The following is an 18,115-nucleotide window of genomic DNA, read 5'->3' as shown; positions in this document are numbered from 1 at the left end:
CCCCTAGTGATGGGGACTTATTCTTACAAATATACCGACGGTCGGTTTTTATAATTATTGAGGTGACATTTATGGTCATTCAAGAAATGGGACTGAAAGAGTTGAAAGAAGTCCTTCAATTTTATCGAGAGATTTCATCTGATTTAAGGAAAAAGCGCATTCATCAGTGGGACAGATACTACCCTAACCGTTTTATTATTAAAGAAGATTTAAAGAAAGGAAATCTGTATGGCATCCTATCAGACAAAAAATTAATCGGTGCTGTTGTCGTAGATACAAACCAAAGCAAAAAATATCAAGAACTTAACTGGGAGGATAGGGAGGGGAACCCTTTGGTTATTCATCGTTTAGCCGTTCATCCTTTAAACCAAGGCAAGGGATATGGAAAACAGCTGCTCCAATTTGCCGAAGAATATGCCGTTATAAATGGATATACCAGTATTCGTCTTGATGTCTTTAGTGTAAATGATGGGGCCGTCAAGATGTATGAACAAGCAGGTTATCAAGAAAGAGGAAATGTCCGCTATCCATTCCGATCAGCTCCGTATAAATGCTATGAAAAAATGATAGGGGGAGTATAGAACATGAAAAATGGAAGGTTTACTGTAGGATCGATGTATGGTGTGATTGGTTTGTTTATGATTTATATTTTTTGGATGTTCCTCCTTAATGGGGTTGAGCATGCCCCAATGGTCAAAGGGAAGATGGAAGACCCCCATTTCTCTGTGTCGACGTGGAAATGGTTTTTCTATCCTCATATTCTATTAGGGACGATTTCACTTGCGATTGGACCGTTGCAAATGACAAAGTTAAGTAGGAAAAAACCAGGGCTTCATAAAGTGTTTGGTAAAGTGTATGCGGTGGCTATTTTTATTAATATTCTAATGGTTCCCTATCTTACCCTATCTGCAACTGGCGGCCTGGGGTCATCAATTGCCTTTCTTGTTCTTAACTTCTTCTGGCTGTGGACGACTTCAATAGGGGTTATCAAAGCAGCTCAGCGGAAAATAAGTGACCATAAGGAATGGATTCTCCGCAGTTATGCGATTACATGGGTGTTTGTCACCTTTCGGATTGTCATAATTCCACTTTCAATCTTTCTAGGTCCATCTTTATCTTTTCCTCTTGCAGTCTACATTGGGATTAGTATTAACCTATTTTTTGTGGAATGGCGAAACCGGAGAAATAAAGACTTACCAAAAAACAGGAAAATCCGAACGGCCGACCCACTTGTTAAATGAATCTTTAATCTTTTAGCCAAAAACACAAAAATTTTTTCAATAAAAGAAGAGTTGCAGAGTAAACTTTTTCTTATAGTATTTTAATATACTCTTTGCCAATTAAGGTGTTTAAAAATAAACTTGAATCCCTATGAACAATTCCATAGGGATTTTTTATGTTCTTTTAACCAGAAATATAATAAAACCCTAATTAAAAGCTGGTTCCCTGTTTAGTCCTAGAAAAATAGTTGTGTTAGAAAATATGACGTTAAAAATAAGAAGATATATATCAGATTTGTTCGGTCAGTTTATTATTTTAGTATAAAGATTATTTGTAAGAAATTCTAACAAAGTATTGAAAAGTAAACGTTTTATTTGGAGATTTGTAAATGTTTTCGATGTAAAAGTGATTGTAAAAAAATATTTTTTTATCATTTCCCTATTTACGAAAGAAAAGACGAGGTATATAATCTGTATTAAATTAACATTAAGTGGAACGGATGGAAGAAAAAATCAACTAAACCTAACGTTAATGTTAAAATATCTTACATACCTCCTGGAAATTACATAATCTGCAGAACCAGCTTAACAAGACCGATTTCACCCCTATGAACGAACGAACACACTCTTTTAATCCCAGTAACAAGATCTAACAACGGTTTTTAACTTCTACTAATTAATTGGTAGAAGATCTTTGTAAATATCAATCCACTTAAGGGGGTGAGAGGTAAAAGATACTTTTTTTATCTCTATATATCTGAATATTAAGTAAATTAAAAAACAAGGGGGCAATGTGATGAGAGGAATTGGAAGTATTTTTAAAAGTTTAGTAGCGATGTTGGTATTAATTTTAGTATTAAGTGCCTGCAGCAGTGAATCTAGTACGACCACTTCAACTGAAGAAGCCTCTACAAAGGAAACGGGAAAGCCTACATACGGTGGGACGTTAGTCAGAGCAGATATATATGGTGATCCACAAAACTTGGATCCGGCTATTCGCTCACATGGAACGAATACTTCAATGATTACCTGGAACATATTTGAACCTCTTGTTCGCTACGATGCGGTAAAAGGTAAGTTCCTTCCAGCGAATGCGGAAAGCTGGGACATTAGCTCAGATGGAAAGGTCTATTCCTTTACCTTAAGAAAGGGAGTGAAATTCCACAACGGACGAGAAGTTACAGCTGAAGATTTTAAATACACATTAGAAAGAGTGCTTGCTCCCAAAACAGCTTCGCCAAATGCCGGTAGTCTAACAGGAATTGCCGGCAGCCAAGAATTTATGGCTGGAACCAGTAAAGAAGTAACAGGGATTAAAGTGGTTGATCCTACAAAGTTAGAAATTACTCTTTCAAAACCAGATAACACCTTCTTAACGATCATGTCCTTACCATTTACAGGTGCTGTGCCAAAAGAAGTAGTCGAAGAAAAAGGAGAGAAATTTGGTCAGGATCCAGTTGGCGCAGGACCATTCAAATTCTCGAAGTGGGTAAGAGATAGCGAGATAGATTTAGTAGCAAACGAGGACTATTACGCTGGAAAGCCTTACTTAGAAAAAGTTGTTTATAAAATCATGATGGATCAAACGGCCCGCGACAACGCGTTTGCTTCCAACCAAATTGATATGATGGTTTTAGGTGATGCACAGTATAAGCGTTATGCGACAGACCCGACATTTAAGTCCCAAATTGTCGAAGTGCCAGAATTATTTACTCGAAATATGAAATTTAATCTTGAGAAAAAGGGACCATGGCAAGATGTTCGTGTCCGTCAAGCTATTAACTATGCGATTGATCGTGACACGATTATCGGTTCTGTTATCCAGGGCAAAGCCTATTCTGCTCTTGGAGTACTTCCAACTTCGATTCAAGGCTTTAACAAAGGGGTTACAACTTATAAATATAATCCTGCCAAGGCCAAAAAATTGCTTGCAGACGCTGGCTACTCTGGTGGTTTCACATTAAATATCTTAACCACTTCACATCCAGCTTTTGGATTACCAGCTGTTGAAGCATTAAGCGGATATCTAGAAAAAGTAGGAATTAAAGTGAAGACAGAGCAAGTTGATTTTGCTACATTAACCGATCGATTAAATAGCGGTGATTATGAAGTGGCGATGTCCTCAAACGGCGGTTCTACCAATCCAGTTGAATATTTAAGCCGCTATTTCCATTCGAAAAATGATGGAGCCTCTGGAAATACGAGTCATTATAACAACCCTACGGTAGATGTTTTACTGGATAAAGCTAGTGAGACGACTGACGACAAGGAAATGATTACCGACATCCAAAAGGCGGAGGATTTAATCGTCAAGGATGCGCCGTGGTGGTTCTTTAACTACAATAAAGCCGTTATTGTGCATCAGAAGTGGATTAAGGGCTTGCAGCCTGTACCGACCGATATCGATTATCAAGATCTGACAAAGGTGTGGGTAGATGAAAGCCAAGAATAATTGAGGGAGGAAGCAAAATGCTGGGATACACGGTTCGCCGCTTACTAGAAGCCATTCCAATCTGGATTGCGATTACGCTGATTGTATTTATCTTAATGAATATTATCCCCGGCGACCCGGTGGCGCAATTAATGGATGCACGCTCAGGTGCCTTGGATAAACATGTGATTGAACAAATAAGGGAAGAGTGGGGTCTGAATGACCCTCTCGCCCTTCAATATCTGAATTTTCTAAAAGGAGCAGTTGTTGGGGATTTCGGTACCTCCTATCAAACACGCAGTGGAGTTACTGAGTTATTGTTGGAACGTATTCCTGTAACAGTCAGTATTACGGTATTGGGTTTACTCATGGCGATTGGAGTAGGAATAACGATTGGAGTGATTGGTGCATATAAACGCGGTACTTGGGTTGATTCTCTTGTGAGTTCTTTCTCGGTTTCGGGAGTATCTATTCCTTCCTTCTTTTTAGGATTGATCTTAATGTATATCTTTGCCGTAAAGTTTAAGATCCTACCGTCTTCGGGGTACCAAGCAGGAGAATTAAAATTTTTAATCCTTCCGGCTGCGACCCTTGGATTGGCAGTAAGTGGTGTGATTGCTCGCATTACCCGATCGTCGATGATTGATGTATTGAAGCATGACTTTATCACCACAGCTTATTCCAAAGGAATCTCCTCACTAAGAATTACGGTGTTACATGCGTTGAAAAATGCACTGCCGCCCATCATGACGATTATCGGTGTTCAAATGGGACTTTTGCTATCAGGTGCCGTGATTACCGAAACTATTTTCGGTCTCCCAGGGGTTGGACGGCTGATGATTGACAGCATTTTGCAACGGGATTTGCCGACCGTCCAAGGCTGCGTTGTCTTTATTGCCACTGTCTTTTTACTAGTAAACTTATTGACAGACCTTTGTTGCCGCTGGATTGATCCGAGAATTAAGATTGAAGCTTAACTCCACATGACCTCCATCACTCATTAGTAGAGATGGAGGACTAAAACAAGACTAAAGGAGATGATTGTATGGAAACTGTTGAAACAACGGTTTTAGAGCAAACGTCCACTTTTCCAAGGCAGAAAGCAAATAAGAGAAGCATGAGGCTTTCGTTTTCTATGGTCGGGATTGGTTTTGCCGGAATTATCTTATTAGGTACAATAACCGCTCCTCTTATTACACACTATAATCCGAATACCAATGACCTGACGCAGGTTTTACAGGCCCCAAGTGCAGCTCACTGGTTTGGTACCGATCATTTAGGGCGGGATTTGTTTACCCGAGTATTGTATGGCGGTCAAAAATCATTACTTATTGCCATTGCTGTGCAGCTAATGGCCGTGCTGATTGGAACGCTGTTGGGCCTGTTTTCCGGTTATTTTGGCGGGAAAACCGATAAGGTGATTATGGCCATTACAAATATCATATTTAGTTTCCCAGGACTATTGTTCGCCATTGCGATTATGGCAGCGCTTGGACCAAGTGTATTTAATCTGATTCTTGCTTTGGGGTTTGTCAGCTGGCCAGAAATATGCCGGTTAGTTCGCTCACAAACACTTTCGTTAAAGGAACGGGAATTTGTTGAGGGAGGTCACGCCCTTGGTGCAAGTGTAAGCCGGATTCTTTTTCGTTATATCCTGCCAAACTGTTACGGAAATATAGCGGTGCTCATGACACTTGGGATGGCGACAACCATTCTTGCTGAATCTAGTCTAAGCTTTCTTGGGCTAGGAGTACAGCCTCCAGATCCTAGCTGGGGTTCCATGGTCAATCAAGGAAAAGATTATATGTTCTTTGCCCCATGGTATTTGTTTACTCCAGGCATTGTGATGTTTGTCACGATTTTAGGGATTAATTTACTTGGCGATGTTCTTCGCGATTATTTTGATCCGAAAATGAAATCATCTAAATAAGAAAGGGGTCGGATCTACTATGTCTACTCTCTTAGATGTCCGAGATTTACGTGTCGGTTTTCAGAAAAATGGTGAAATCACTGATGTATTAAAAGGTGTTAATTTTTCACTTAAAAAAGGGGAAAGTCTTGGAATCGTAGGAGAGTCGGGCTGCGGTAAAAGCATGACTTCCTTGGCAATCATGGGCTTGTTAAAAAACAAGGGTTTGATTGCAACAAAAGGCGAAATTTTATGGGAAGGAGATAATCTGTTAACTAATACAAATCAAGACTGGAGGCGTCTGCGCGGGAATGATATCGCGATGATTTTTCAAGAACCGATGACAGCTCTAAACCCGCTAATAACGATTGGCAAGCAAATTACCGAACAAATTGTTGCTCATCAATCGATCAGTAAAAAGGAGGCGAACGAGAAAGCCATCGAGATGTTGAAGCTTGTTGGGATTCCATCTCCTGAACAGAGAATGAAAGCCTATCCGCATGAATTATCTGGTGGGATGAGGCAGAGGGCTATGATTGCGATGGCGTTATCCTGTGAACCAAGGTTACTGATTGCGGATGAACCAACTACCGCCCTCGATGTAACGATACAGGCACAAATATTGGACCTTTTATCTGTGGTCATGAAAAAAATGGATATGTCGTTGATTTTGATTACACACGATTTAGGAGTGGTCGCCAATTATTGTGAAAAAGTCATTGTGATGTACGCTGGAAAGGTAATGGAAGAAGCGACTAAGGATCAATTATTTGCTGAACCGCTTCACCCGTATACCAAAGGCCTTCTTCAATCGGTTACGTCCATTGAAGAACAAAGTGAACGGATTTATTCGATTCCAGGCCGGGTTCCATTACCGGATGAGCAGGTAAAAGGCTGTGTGTTTCATGATCGCTGTACATACGCGATCCATCAATGTTCTAGCCAAGAACCACCGCTGATGAGCTTAGAAGATGGACGAAAGGTCAGTTGTTTCCGCCATAAAGAAATCCTGGAAGGGGGAGGCGTGTAATGTTGACAGTTGTAGCTGAAAAAGAGCCTTTAATGGAAATTAGTCATCTTAAAAAATACTTTCCTATTAAACAAGGATTATTTAATCGCATCAAGGGTCAGGCACCTCCGGTTGTGAAGGCCGTAGATGATGTGAACTTTACCATTTATAAAGGAGAAACTCTGGCACTTGTTGGGGAGTCCGGCTGTGGAAAAAGTACAACAGGGCGCTCCTTATTGCGGTTAATTGAACCAACCGATGGCAAAGTGCTTTTTGAAGGGAAAAATATTCTTGAGCATTCAAGTCAGGAACTAAAGAAAGCCAGAAGGGAGATGCAAATTGTCTTTCAAGATCCTTATGCTTCCCTTCATCCTCGGATGACAGTGGCTGAAATCATCGCTGAACCCCTCCATATACATAAGGTTGGGACAATGGCGGAACGGGGGAAAAGAGTCGAGAGTTTAATGGAAACCGTGGGTCTTTCTTCCAGAATGAAGAATCGGTATCCACATGAATTTTCAGGCGGACAAAGGCAGCGAATAGGCATCGCCAAGGCCCTGGCACTTAATCCCAAGCTTGTCATTTGTGATGAGCCAGTATCTGCTCTTGATGTATCCGTCCAAGCACAGGTCATTAACTTGTTTAAAGACCTCCAGAAGGAATTCCATTTAACGTACTTATTTATTTCTCACGATCTAAGTGTTGTAAAGCACATTTCTGATCGTGTGGGCGTCATGTATCTAGGGAAGTTGGTAGAAATCGCTAAAACAGAGGATCTTTTTAATCGGCCTAAACATCCTTATACCAAAGCGCTATTATCGGCAAGACCTATGATTCATGATAAGGATCAAATGGAGCGGATTGTACTTGAAGGGGAGCTGCCAACCCCTCTGAATCCCCCAAGTGGCTGCCGTTTCCATACACGTTGTCCTTTTAAAACGGAAAGATGTGTGGTTGAGGAGCCTAACATTAAAGATATTGGAGACGGTCATCAACTTGCTTGTCATTTAATATAAGAAGAGAATTTTTTTAGGTTAATAGTACACTTTCAGGAGGTCTAAAGGTATATATCGGCGGTTCTTTAACGGGTATCGGTTATTTTAAACGGGATATCAGCGAAAATAAGAATTTATCAGTGATTTCGGCAAAAAGCAGGCTTAATAAGAAAGGATCAACTATGACCAGAAAGTCGTTTTATTTATTATCTTTCATTATGTTCCTATCAATGACAGGGTATGGTGTCGTTCTTCCAGCATTGCCATATTTGGCCGACAACTTGGGTCTGAGTTCCTTTCAAATGGGAAGTTTGATTACTGGCTGGGCGTTAACTCAATTCCTTGTGGTACCGTTTTGGGGGAGGCTTATTGACCGTATCGGCCGAAAACCTGTATTGCTGATTGGATTGTTTGGATTTGGGATAGCCTTTTTATTGATGGTTTTTGCTGAATCTTACGGGCAGCTCCTTGTTATTCGGATCATTGGTGCGATGTTGTCGAGCGGAACACAGCCTGCTGCCCTGGCATTGGTAATTGATTCAAATGAAAAGGAAAAAAGGAGCAAGGCCCTTGCCAACATGGGAGCTGCTAATGCCCTTGGTTTCCTTTGCGGTCCAACCGTAGGCGGGATTTTTTCCCCGATGGGATTGCATGCGCCCTTTATTGCAGCCGGAATACTTAGTCTGAGTACCATTCCATTTGTACATTTTCTCTTGAGTGAGCCGGATCAGAAAAATCAAAAGCTAAAGGAGGTTTCCTTTAAGGATACGTTAAAGCATATGGTGAAGCCGGGCTATCGTAATCTGCTGCTGATTACCTTTGGTTTAGCCGTTTCAACTTCTAGTTTGTTTGGGGTCTTAGGCTACTTTATGATTGACCGATTTCAATCCTCTGCCAGCGAAACAGGGCTTGCCTTTAGTGCTCAATCACTGTCATCTGTCGTTATTCAATTGTTATTCATGGGTTTCATTCTATCGAAACTTCATGAAGTGTCTATTACGAAAATAGGGTTACTAATAGAGATTATCGGGTTTGCCTGTATCGCATTTTCTGTTATCACTTGGATGGTTTTCGCGGGCTGTTTATTGGTTGGGGCAGGGCAGGCCATCGCAAGACCAACGATTATCTCGCTCATATCAAAGTTGGAATCTGTTGGGCAAGGGACGGTGATGGGATTTCAGCAATCCATGGATAGCCTCGGAAGAAGTGTTGGACCGCTTTTTGCCGGCTGGATCTTCTTGTTCCACCCTTCAGCACCGTTTGTCATTTCATCTTGTATTTGTTTGTTCCTCTTTGTGTTTATCGTATTCAATCTCAAAAAAGAAAGTCATTCTTATATACGAGAAAAGGAGACGGGAAATGAATATCTTGCTAAACAATAAGATCGTTCCAAGAGAAAGCTTTACAGTAGACTTAGAGGATCGAGGCTTTCAATTTGGCGATGGGATCTACGAGGTTATTCAAATCTATGATGGAGTCTTCTTCGAATGGGAGGCACATCTTGAAAGGTTAGTACGGAGTGCCAAAGAACTGATGCTCCCATTGCCGGCAGCCATTAATACACTCTATCAAAATCTTCAGCTGCTTGTGAAAGACAATAAAGTTACCAATGGTACTGTCTATATCCAAGTGACCCGCGGTACAGCGCCCAGGTTACATGCCTTTCCGCAAAAAACAGAGCCAACGTTAGTGGCGTATGTACGCGAAATGGAGCGGCCACTCGAACAAATGAGAAGCGGTATAAAAGTCGTTACTGCTGAGGATATCCGTTGGTTGAGAGTAGATATCAAGAGTCTTAATTTGCTAGGCAATGTTTTGGCTAAACAAAAAGCAGTTGAGCAGGGTGGAGCGGAAGCGATTCTAATCCGGGACGGGATTGTGACAGAAGGAAGCAGCTCGAATCTATTTGCAATCAAAGGCAAGCAATGCTTTACACACCCTGCCAATCACTTGATTTTAAATGGAATCACTCGGCAAGTGGTGCTTCGTTTGCTGAAAAAGACCGATTTAATTTTACAAGAAACTCCATTTACTTTCGATGAATTATTAGAAATGGATGAGGTGTTCATAACAAATACGGGCCAGGAAATATGCCCTGTTATTCAAGTTGACGAGTATAAAATTGGTAAAGGAACACCTGGGGTCTATACCCGTCTGTTACAATCCGCCTTTGAAGCATTGTTAGGTTCTGTAATCTCTATCTAAAAGGAAGATTAACTTGAATAAGTATTTGAAATCGATAACTTACTTTTAGGAGGTATTATTTTGACAACCTTAAAAGAATTTACCTATTCAAAACGATTTCCCAAGCTGCCTTTAATCGCGGCTGCGTTTGCGGATCAGCACCCTGACTTAATTCCCCTCGCTTTTGGTTTGCCTGCGAAAGAATCTTTTAATCTATCGCTTATGGAGGAGTCTTCTGTTGTGGCCATCCAAAAAGGGGGCGTAAAACCGCTTGAATATGGAGGTGGAAATGGTCCTAAGATGGTTGCCGAATGGATTAAACAAAGATCGCTGTTACGTTCGGTTCGTGCGGAGACGAATGAAATACTCGTTACAGCCGGCTCGAGTCAGGCTATTGATATCGCTACTAGGACATTAACAGACCCTGGAGACCATGTATGGGTGGAAGGGCCATCTTTTTTCGGAGCCATTCGGCAGTTTTTATTGGCAGAAACAAAATTAACTTCATTTCCGATCGACGAAGATGGCATAAGGGTAGATTTAGTTGAGGATCAGCTGAAGGAAGCTAGAAAAAATGGCGGTCCAATGCCAAAAGTGCTTTATGTTATGCCAAACTACCATAATCCGACAGGGGTTAGTCTTTCGCTTGAAAGAAGAAAAAAACTGGCGGAATTGGCTTATGAATATAACTTTTATGTGCTTGAGGATGACGCTTATGTAGAGTTAAGCTTTACAGGAAAATACGTCCCTTCCATTTATTCCTTTGGACCTGACCGTGTGATTTATTTAAGTACCTTTTCTAAAATAGTTGCCCCGGGCATCCGCATGGGCTGGGCCGTTGCGAGCGAACCGTTAATTAATAAAATGCGGATGTTAAAATCGGACGGTTCGACAAGTGTGTTTGTTCAAGAAATCGTTTCGCAATTTTTAACAACGATTGATTTTGATCAGCATGTGGATTTCCTGAACTCTATCTATCGTTCAAGGATGGAAGCCATGGTGGTGGCGATCGAGGAAGCATTTGATAGAGACGTCTCTTATATTATGCCAGAAGGGGGTTTTTTCCTTTGGTTAACCTTCCCAGAAGGTACTGATACGAGTCAGTTTATGCAGCAATCACTACAAAAGGGTGTCAGCTATTTAGACGGGGCACATTTTTATTTGAATGCAGATGAAAAGAATCATATCCGCCTCGGTTTTACCTACTGCAACGAGGAAGAAATTAAACGGGGAATTGAGCGTTTGGCGGAGTCCTATCAAGAACACAAGCAAAAAAACTTCGTCTTAGAGGGGGTAAGTGAATGAAGGTAATGACCCCAAAAGTTTCACCTTCTATATATATCCGCTACAACCTTCCGGAGGTGTACCTTAAACAATTTAAGGAGATTTGCCCTAATATTGTGGTGGAACCATGGAATTTTGATGAACCTGAACCAGAGGTAACCGCCGATTTATCTGAATGCGAGATTCTTTTAACCTTAGGCATGCGTGATAACCTGAATATTCTCAAAAAGGCTAAAAACGTAAAATGGGTTCATTCCATTAGTGCTGGGTTGGATGCGATGCTCACCGATGTGGTGAAAAACAGTGATGTCATCATTACCAATGCCAAAGGATGTACCTCTGTTCCAATCGCAGAACACACGATTGCGTTAATCTCAGCATTTTCTAGGGATATACCGACGATGGTAAAAAAACAAAGAGCGCAGGAATGGTGCAAAATGCTGCCAGTTAGAACCCTCGCAGGCTCTACAGTGGGGATTATTGGCTACGGAGAAATCGGCTATGAAATTGCCAAACGTTGTAAAGGTTTAGAAATGAAGGTGATTGGCTGCCGCAGAAACCCTGATAAGAAAAACAAGAAACATGAACCAGCAGATGTTGTCGTCGGTATGGACCAAGTAGATGAAGTGCTCGCGAAATCAGATTATGTCGTAGTGGCCCTTCCCTCCACAAAAGATACCATCCATTTTATGAATAAAGAGCGTTTTAGCAAAATGAAAAAAGATAGTTACTTAATCAATGTCGGACGTGGGAATACAGTTGCCGAAAAGGATTTAGTCGATTGCCTGCGAAATGGCAAAATCGCTGGGGCTGGGCTTGATGTGTTTGAGGTCGAGCCGTTACCTAAAGATCATCCGTTTTGGTATATGGACAATGTGATTGTCTCACCGCATAATGCCTATAACTCGAGTAATCATTCAGAACGGGTTATGAAGTTGATTTTAGAAAACCTTACGCGTTTCTATGAGGGGGTCCCACTTCTTAACGTCGTTGATAAAAAATTAGGTTACTAGGATAGTTTTTTCTGAAAAATAGTATGAGATCAAAGTGCCAGGTTCAAAGTGGAACCTGGTATTTTTACTATATTAGAGAATTTTCAAATAATTATTAACTAATAAGTGTTTTTCATGTATAATGTTTCAAACAAGATAGTGAGGTTTTAGATATGAATGCATTTATTAAAGAGCAAATTGAATTATTTCAAGAACAAAATAAAAATCGTGGACGTCTTCTAGTTAGTTGTCCGGACCAACCAGGAATTGTTTCGGCGATATCAAAGTTTTTATTCTCCTATAACGCAAATATTATCGAATCCAGTCAGTATTCTACCAATCCTGAGGGAGGCATCTTTTTCATTCGGATTGAATTTGAATGCCCAGGCCTAAAGGATAAAGCAAAAGATATGGATACACAGTTTTCTGATATTGCTGAGAATTTTTCAATGGAATGGAAATTTACGCATGTTTACAATCTTAAGAAAGCTGCCATCTTTGTCTCTAAAGAACTACACTGCTTGCTCGAACTTTTATGGGAGTGGCAAAGCGGAGATTTAATGGCTGATATTGCCTTTGTCATCAGTAACCATGAAAACGCGAGAGAGGTTGTTGAAGGACTTAATATTCCGTTTTACTATATTCCGGCAAATAAGGATATTCGTCAACAAGCAGAAGCCGAGCAGCTTAAGCTTTTAAAAGAGTATGATATTGATTTCATCGTATTGGCACGTTATATGCAGATCTTAACGCCGAATTTTATAAAGGAAAATCCTAATAAAATTATTAATATTCACCATTCGTTTTTACCTGCCTTTGTGGGGGCAAGACCGTATGAACGTGCCTTTGACCGCGGGGTGAAATTAATCGGTGCGACTTCACATTATGTAACCAATGATCTTGATGAAGGACCGATTATCGAACAGGATATTAGCAGGGTAGGTCATCATGATAATGTTGATAGTCTTAAAAAGATTGGCCGGAGAATTGAACGAAGCGTGTTGGCTCGTGCAGTAAAATGGCATATCCAGGACCGAATTATCGTCCATCAGAATAAGACGATCGTTTTCTAATAAACAAAGAAACAAAGCCGTTATTCAGGATTACTGATTACGGCTTTGTTTCTTTTTAAGTTTAAATTAAGAAAGTCATACTATACTCTTACTCGTTAGTCATTTAGAATTTCAATGCCAGTCAACCTCAAATTTGAATAGAAGAGAGGGGATCCAATGAGTAAGAGATTAGATTGGTTAGATATCGGGAAGGGATTAGGAATGCTGCTAGTGATGTTAGGGCATGCAGATATCCCAACTCCACTTAAAACATATATCTATACATTTCATATGCCGTTATTCTTTTTCCTATCGGGATATTTATATAATAAAGATAAGTTTCCAAGCCTAAAGGTGTTTTTTAAAAAAAGGACAAAGTCATTAATCCTCCCGTACTTGTCTTTTTCATTTATGGCATACCTATGGTTTTTACTATTAAATCATTTTGGACTGGTGAATTATAAAAACAATCTATTAACCCCGTTATTAGGTTCTGTCATAGCTGAAAGAAAAACAATCTGGACCGTTCATACCGGTGCTTTATGGTTTGTTGCCTGTTTATTCTGTACGGAATTACTTTTTTATTTTATTACAAAAATAGGACAAACGAAAAAGGCAATCGGATTCTTTCTACTAGTCACTTCAGTTTTTGGATGTTTTTATAACAAGATGGTTGGACAACCGCTGCCTTGGAATATAGACGTGGCCATGATTAGCGTTGGTTTTTATGGAGCGGGTTATTTATTCAAAGAAAATAATAAGAATTTGGAACGGTTTAACCATCTAAAAGCTCTTATCCTTTTATTAATCGTTAATCTTTTCACAGGTTACCTTAATTATCTACTTACAGGAGAAAGAGTAGATTTTTATAATAGCAGCTTAGGAAATATTATTCTTTTCTATCTATCAGGATTTTCTGGAATTGGAGCCTTTGTTATTTTAATTAAACATATGAAGAAAAATAAGGTTCTCCAGTATATTGGAAAGAATTCATTCATCTATTTAGCTTTCCACCAAAAAATCGCGTTTTTTGTCTTTAATTTACTGATTCAAAAATCGATTCTTAATTTTGAAAGCATAATCAATCATCCGATAGTTGAAGGGGTACTATACACAATTATAACGGTCGTTATTTTGATACCCGCCGTTTATACCATTAATCATTACTTCCCGTTTATGTTGGGAAAAACAACAAGAAAGACTATGAGAGAAGTTTCACTGAATGCATATTAATTTAACAATTTGTTCAAAATTTGGTCATAATTCATGGGCATCCTACCATCTGTAAAACTAAAACCATTTTTTGGGAGGAAGTTACAAGATGAGAAAGATGCTGATGAATTATTTTTTTGCCTTTGCATTACTGATTGGAGTTTTTGGGCCAATTCAAGCGTTCGCAGCTGCACAGCCAAATGAACAAAATCAATCCTCAGAGGTCCATGGCCATGGTCATGGTCACTTCAGACAAAATCCTGAATTTATTAAAAAACAGGCAGAATCGCTGGGAATAAAAACAAATGGTAAAGATACAGAGGCGATTGCAAAAGAAGTTAGGGAAGCCATGATTAAAAAGAGAGCGGAGGAACTTGGGATTAGTACGAAAGGGAAAGAGATTGATTCACTAGCGAAAGAGGTCTTTGAAGCTACCATTAAAAATGAGGCCAAAAAGTTGGGGATTTCAACAGTAGGAAAAGACCTTCGTGATGTAGCTCAGGAAATACAAGAAACCCAAATAAAAAAAGCGGCGAAAGAGCTGGGAATTTCGACGGATGGGAAGGACCTCCGTGATGTAGCCAGGGAAGTCCGTGAGACCCAAATAAAGAAAGATGCTAAAGAACTAGGGATTTCAACTGCCAATAAGGATTTTCATCAAATAGCCCATGAAGTCCGAGATAAAAAGATCTTCCAAGCAGCAGAAAAGTTGGGAATAAACACAAAAGATAAATCTGCGGACGAGCTTTTCAATGAGATGATGACTAACCATGCAGATAAGGTGAAGGAATTAGATCTGTTTCCTCATAAAGGACGCGGAATGCATTTTTTCTATAAAGAACCAAAAACAGAATAACACTAGTAAGAGAAACAAATAGAGAGGCTTGTCAATTTGGGAGACAGCCTCTCTTTTGTGCGAAAAACATTGATAAAAATTGTGTTTTATTCCATATTTATAATAAAATTAAGGGACAAACTGGAAGTTAACGTCTTAGATAAGATTAATTATAAAATTGGAGGTAATCATGGGAAGATTAGTACATTTCGAAATTCATGTGAGTGATATGGATCGGGCAAAAAAGTTTTATGGTGAGGTATTCGGCTGGTCTTTTCAAGATTGGAGTGATTATGCAGGGATGCCTTACTTTGGAGCCGTAACTGGTAATGAAGATGAGCCTGGAATCAATGGTGCTTTGATGCAGCGTCAAAGTGCTCCGCCAGAAACAAATCAACCTTTAAATGGATATGCTTGTACAATGGGTGTGGAAAACTATGATGTAACGGAAGCGAAAATTATTGAGAATGGCGGCAAGGTGGCATTGGCCAAATACGCCCTGCCTGGAATGGCGTGGCAAGGATACTATCAGGATCCAGAGGGCAATATTTTCGGAATTCATCAACCTGATGTAAATGCAAAATAGAATCCATGAATAAAAACATGAAATTACAAGAGTCGGCAGAAATGCTTGAAAAAGTCCGCGCCATTTGTCTTGCCCTGCCCGAGGCTGTTGAACTTATCGACGGTTTCGGTCATAATACTTTTAAAATTAATGGAAAATCCTTCGTGATATCAGGTGAAAGCGAGAAAGGGTTCAGCTTGTCGTTCAAGTCAGATAGGGAAACCCAAGAATTATTGCTGCAAAAAGAATATTTTTTCAAAACTCCGTATATAGGACATCACGGCTGGGTATCGATTCAAAATCCGGCTAAGGAAAATTGGGATGAATTGACCGACCTAATTCAAGAAGCCTATTTACGTGCAGCACCAAAGCGTTTGGTTAAGAAATGGAATGAGGAGTTTATCAATGGAAGAAAGGCGGAATAATCTGCCTTTTTTTGTTTGAAGAAAAAAGAGTATAATGAAGGTGATCTATTCTATAACCAATCAAGCTTCGTTTCTATAACTATAAATGTCTATTAATATAAAAATAGTTTAAATCCATACCAAGAAGCTAAGTTAAGGCCTTGATATTTGTGTGTTCCTACGACTTGTGGAGGGAATTATTACTTTTTACTATATTTTAATACAATTTATAATTATAATATAATAGTAGATATTTTAATTTTATAAATAATTGTAATAGATTTATTATTGAGACAGAATGGTGTTTGATTAGGTCATCCCTATGTTTGTGTGAGACCTACATCTATTCTGCAAATTTTAGGGGAAAAGGTTGGTAAAAATGAACAACAGTGAAACTAAAACAGACGTCATTTTAATTGGTGCCGGAATCATGAGTGCGACGTTAGGGACACTCTTGAAGGAATTAGTTCCGGAATGGGAAATTACAGTGTTTGAGAAGCTAAGTAGCGCAGGTGAGGAAAGTTCTAACGAATGGAATAATGCGGGGACGGGACATGCCGCACTGTGCGAGCTTAACTACACAGTCGAAAAACCAGATGGATCTGTAGATATTAGTAAAGCGATAACAATTAATGAACAGTTTCAGCTTTCAATGCAGTTTTGGTCTTATCTTGTAAACAGCAAGCTGATAGATCATCCACAGGATTTCATCATGCCATTACCTCATATGAGTTTAGTACAAGGGGAACAAAATATAACTTTTTTAAAGAAGCGTTTTGAAGCATTGTCAAACAACCCACTCTTTCAAGGGATGGAATTTTCCGATGACGCGGAAAAATTGATGGAATGGATTCCACTTATCATGGAAGGCCGCAAATGGAATGAACCAATAGCGGCAACAAAAATCGACTCTGGAACGGATGTCAACTTTGGTGCTTTAACGCGCATGTTGTTTGACCACTTAAAGAGTAAAAACGTCGAGCTAAACTTCAAGCATAGTGTTGAGGATATCAAACGAAAAAGCGATGGCTCGTGGGAAGTAAAAGTACGGAATCTCGATAGTGGTACGGTCGAACGCCATACTGCAAAATTCGTCTTCATCGGAGGCGGAGGAGGAAGCTTGCATTTACTACAAAAATCTGGTATTCCTGAAGGAAAACATATTGGTGGATTTCCTGTAAGCGGTCTATTTATGGTATGTAATAATCCGGATGTAGTAGAGCAGCATCATGCAAAAGTATATGGCAAAGCTAAGGTTGGTGCTCCGCCAATGTCTGTTCCACATCTTGACACAAGATTTATCGACAATAAAAAATCGTTGCTATTTGGACCATTTGCCGGCTTCTCACCTAAGTTCTTAAAAAATGGTTCTATGTTAGATTTAATAACTTCCGTAAAACCGGATAATCTTGTCACGATGTTGGCAGCAGGCGCAAAAAATATGTCATTGACTAAATACTTAATTGAGCAAGTGAGGTTATCGAAAGAACAGCGCATGGAAGAGTTACGTGAGTTTATCCCTAACGCTAAGAGTGAGGAATGGGATTTAGTAGTAGCGGGCCAACGTGTGCAAGTGATCAAGGATACTGAAGCGGGCGGAAGAGGAACTCTTCAATTTGGTACGGAAGTAATTACTGCAGCTGATGGTTCAATTGCAGCCTTACTTGGCGCATCTCCAGGTGCTTCTACCGCCGTTCATGTTATGCTTGAGGTATTCAAAAAATGCTTCCCGCAGAATATGAAGGAGTGGGAACCGAAAATTAAAGAAATGATTCCTTCTTTTGGTGTGTCACTAATGGAAAACCCAGAACTTCTGAAGGAAATTCATGCTTCAACAGCACAGACGCTTGGCCTTCGCGAAAAAGAGCTGGTCTTTAATTAAATTTGATGGATGCGAAACCAGGGTATTAGTGGTATTAGTTGGGAAAACAAGTTCAAAATATTTTTTAAGGAATTGAGTAATAATTGAATATGAATGGAAACAAAACACAGAACCTTGATCTAGCTTTGGATTAAAGGTTCT

At 39.7% G+C, this 18,115-nt stretch carries 17 protein-coding genes; all 17 read left to right on the top strand.

The genetic code is table 11. From position 1 onward, the window contains the following. Positions 1–71: 71 nt before the first annotated feature. The 17 genes from M3226_RS27115 (at position 72) to M3226_RS27035 (ending at position 17,974) form a co-directional block, all read left to right on the top strand. Positions 72–581: a GNAT family N-acetyltransferase gene (locus M3226_RS27115; RefSeq protein ID WP_251572017.1), complete on the top strand. Its 510-nt coding sequence runs from the start codon at positions 72–74 to the stop codon at positions 579–581. Between the two features lie 3 nt (positions 582–584). After that, positions 585–1,241 (top strand): DUF2306 domain-containing protein, encoded by a 657-nt coding sequence (locus M3226_RS27110; protein WP_251572015.1) that lies wholly within the window; start codon positions 585–587, stop codon positions 1,239–1,241. Positions 1,242–2,016: 775 nt separating this feature from the next. After that, positions 2,017–3,672: an ABC transporter substrate-binding protein gene (locus M3226_RS27105; protein ID WP_251572013.1), complete on the top strand. Its 1,656-nt coding sequence runs from the start codon at positions 2,017–2,019 to the stop codon at positions 3,670–3,672. 17 nt (positions 3,673–3,689) lie between these two features. Continuing rightward, positions 3,690–4,628, top strand: a complete 939-nt coding sequence (locus M3226_RS27100; RefSeq protein ID WP_251572011.1) for an ABC transporter permease — start codon at positions 3,690–3,692, stop codon at positions 4,626–4,628. Between the two features lie 68 nt (positions 4,629–4,696). Then, entirely contained in the window at positions 4,697–5,581 is an 885-nt protein-coding gene (locus tag M3226_RS27095; protein ID WP_251572009.1) for an ABC transporter permease, read from the top strand. 19 nt (positions 5,582–5,600) lie between these two features. Beyond that, positions 5,601–6,590: an ABC transporter ATP-binding protein gene (locus tag M3226_RS27090; RefSeq protein ID WP_251572007.1), complete on the top strand. Its 990-nt coding sequence runs from the start codon at positions 5,601–5,603 to the stop codon at positions 6,588–6,590. After that, entirely contained in the window at positions 6,590–7,585 is a 996-nt protein-coding gene (locus tag M3226_RS27085; RefSeq protein WP_251572005.1) for an ABC transporter ATP-binding protein, read from the top strand. The genes M3226_RS27090 and M3226_RS27085 overlap by 1 nt, the downstream gene beginning before the upstream one ends. Before the next feature lie 119 nt (positions 7,586–7,704). Further along, complete coding sequence (locus M3226_RS27080; protein ID WP_308211995.1) at positions 7,705–8,946, top strand: MFS transporter; 1,242 nt, start codon at positions 7,705–7,707, stop codon at positions 8,944–8,946. Continuing rightward, positions 8,924–9,769, top strand: coding sequence for a D-amino-acid transaminase (gene dat, locus M3226_RS27075; RefSeq protein ID WP_251572003.1), 846 nt, complete (start codon positions 8,924–8,926; stop codon positions 9,767–9,769). The genes M3226_RS27080 and dat overlap by 23 nt, the downstream gene beginning before the upstream one ends. 60 nt (positions 9,770–9,829) lie before the next feature. Next, positions 9,830–11,053 (top strand): aminotransferase-like domain-containing protein, encoded by a 1,224-nt coding sequence (locus M3226_RS27070; RefSeq protein WP_251572002.1) that lies wholly within the window; start codon positions 9,830–9,832, stop codon positions 11,051–11,053. After that, positions 11,050–12,045 (top strand): D-2-hydroxyacid dehydrogenase, encoded by a 996-nt coding sequence (locus tag M3226_RS27065; protein WP_251572001.1) that lies wholly within the window; start codon positions 11,050–11,052, stop codon positions 12,043–12,045. The genes M3226_RS27070 and M3226_RS27065 overlap by 4 nt, the downstream gene beginning before the upstream one ends. Positions 12,046–12,197: 152 nt before the next feature. Beyond that, positions 12,198–13,097, top strand: coding sequence for a formyltetrahydrofolate deformylase (gene purU, locus M3226_RS27060; protein WP_251572000.1), 900 nt, complete (start codon positions 12,198–12,200; stop codon positions 13,095–13,097). Positions 13,098–13,253: 156 nt separating this feature from the next. Continuing rightward, on the top strand, positions 13,254–14,309 hold the full coding sequence (locus M3226_RS27055) for an acyltransferase family protein (protein WP_251571999.1): 1,056 nt from the start codon (positions 13,254–13,256) through the stop codon (positions 14,307–14,309). A gap of 88 nt (positions 14,310–14,397) precedes the next feature. Next, on the top strand, positions 14,398–15,144 hold the full coding sequence (locus tag M3226_RS27050) for a hypothetical protein (RefSeq protein WP_251571997.1): 747 nt from the start codon (positions 14,398–14,400) through the stop codon (positions 15,142–15,144). A gap of 169 nt (positions 15,145–15,313) precedes the next feature. Next, positions 15,314–15,709: a VOC family protein gene (locus M3226_RS27045; RefSeq protein ID WP_251571995.1), complete on the top strand. Its 396-nt coding sequence runs from the start codon at positions 15,314–15,316 to the stop codon at positions 15,707–15,709. Positions 15,710–15,750: 41 nt separating this feature from the next. Then, positions 15,751–16,113: an MmcQ/YjbR family DNA-binding protein gene (locus tag M3226_RS27040; RefSeq protein WP_251571993.1), complete on the top strand. Its 363-nt coding sequence runs from the start codon at positions 15,751–15,753 to the stop codon at positions 16,111–16,113. 358 nt (positions 16,114–16,471) lie between these two features. Further along, a complete protein-coding gene (locus tag M3226_RS27035) occupies positions 16,472–17,974 on the top strand; it encodes a malate:quinone oxidoreductase (RefSeq protein WP_251571991.1) in 1,503 nt (500 codons plus the stop codon). Positions 17,975–18,115 lie beyond the last annotated feature (141 nt).

Source organism: Neobacillus cucumis, from assembly GCF_023715505.1.
This window is presented reverse-complemented; position numbering and strand designations above follow the sequence as displayed.

Coding starts and splice junctions, on each gene's coding strand:
- M3226_RS27055 (WP_251571999.1), top strand. CDS start 13,254: ATGAGTAAGAGATTAGATTGGTTAGATATCGGGAAGGGATTAGGAATG.
- M3226_RS27050 (WP_251571997.1), top strand. CDS start 14,398: ATGAGAAAGATGCTGATGAATTATTTTTTTGCCTTTGCATTACTGATT.
- M3226_RS27095 (WP_251572009.1), top strand. CDS start 4,697: ATGGAAACTGTTGAAACAACGGTTTTAGAGCAAACGTCCACTTTTCCA.
- M3226_RS27065 (WP_251572001.1), top strand. CDS start 11,050: ATGAAGGTAATGACCCCAAAAGTTTCACCTTCTATATATATCCGCTAC.
- M3226_RS27105 (WP_251572013.1), top strand. CDS start 2,017: ATGAGAGGAATTGGAAGTATTTTTAAAAGTTTAGTAGCGATGTTGGTA.
- dat (WP_251572003.1), top strand. CDS start 8,924: ATGAATATCTTGCTAAACAATAAGATCGTTCCAAGAGAAAGCTTTACA.
- purU (WP_251572000.1), top strand. CDS start 12,198: ATGAATGCATTTATTAAAGAGCAAATTGAATTATTTCAAGAACAAAAT.
- M3226_RS27110 (WP_251572015.1), top strand. CDS start 585: ATGAAAAATGGAAGGTTTACTGTAGGATCGATGTATGGTGTGATTGGT.
- M3226_RS27090 (WP_251572007.1), top strand. CDS start 5,601: ATGTCTACTCTCTTAGATGTCCGAGATTTACGTGTCGGTTTTCAGAAA.
- M3226_RS27085 (WP_251572005.1), top strand. CDS start 6,590: ATGTTGACAGTTGTAGCTGAAAAAGAGCCTTTAATGGAAATTAGTCAT.
- M3226_RS27035 (WP_251571991.1), top strand. CDS start 16,472: ATGAACAACAGTGAAACTAAAACAGACGTCATTTTAATTGGTGCCGGA.
- M3226_RS27045 (WP_251571995.1), top strand. CDS start 15,314: ATGGGAAGATTAGTACATTTCGAAATTCATGTGAGTGATATGGATCGG.
- M3226_RS27040 (WP_251571993.1), top strand. CDS start 15,751: ATGCTTGAAAAAGTCCGCGCCATTTGTCTTGCCCTGCCCGAGGCTGTT.
- M3226_RS27115 (WP_251572017.1), top strand. CDS start 72: ATGGTCATTCAAGAAATGGGACTGAAAGAGTTGAAAGAAGTCCTTCAA.
- M3226_RS27100 (WP_251572011.1), top strand. CDS start 3,690: ATGCTGGGATACACGGTTCGCCGCTTACTAGAAGCCATTCCAATCTGG.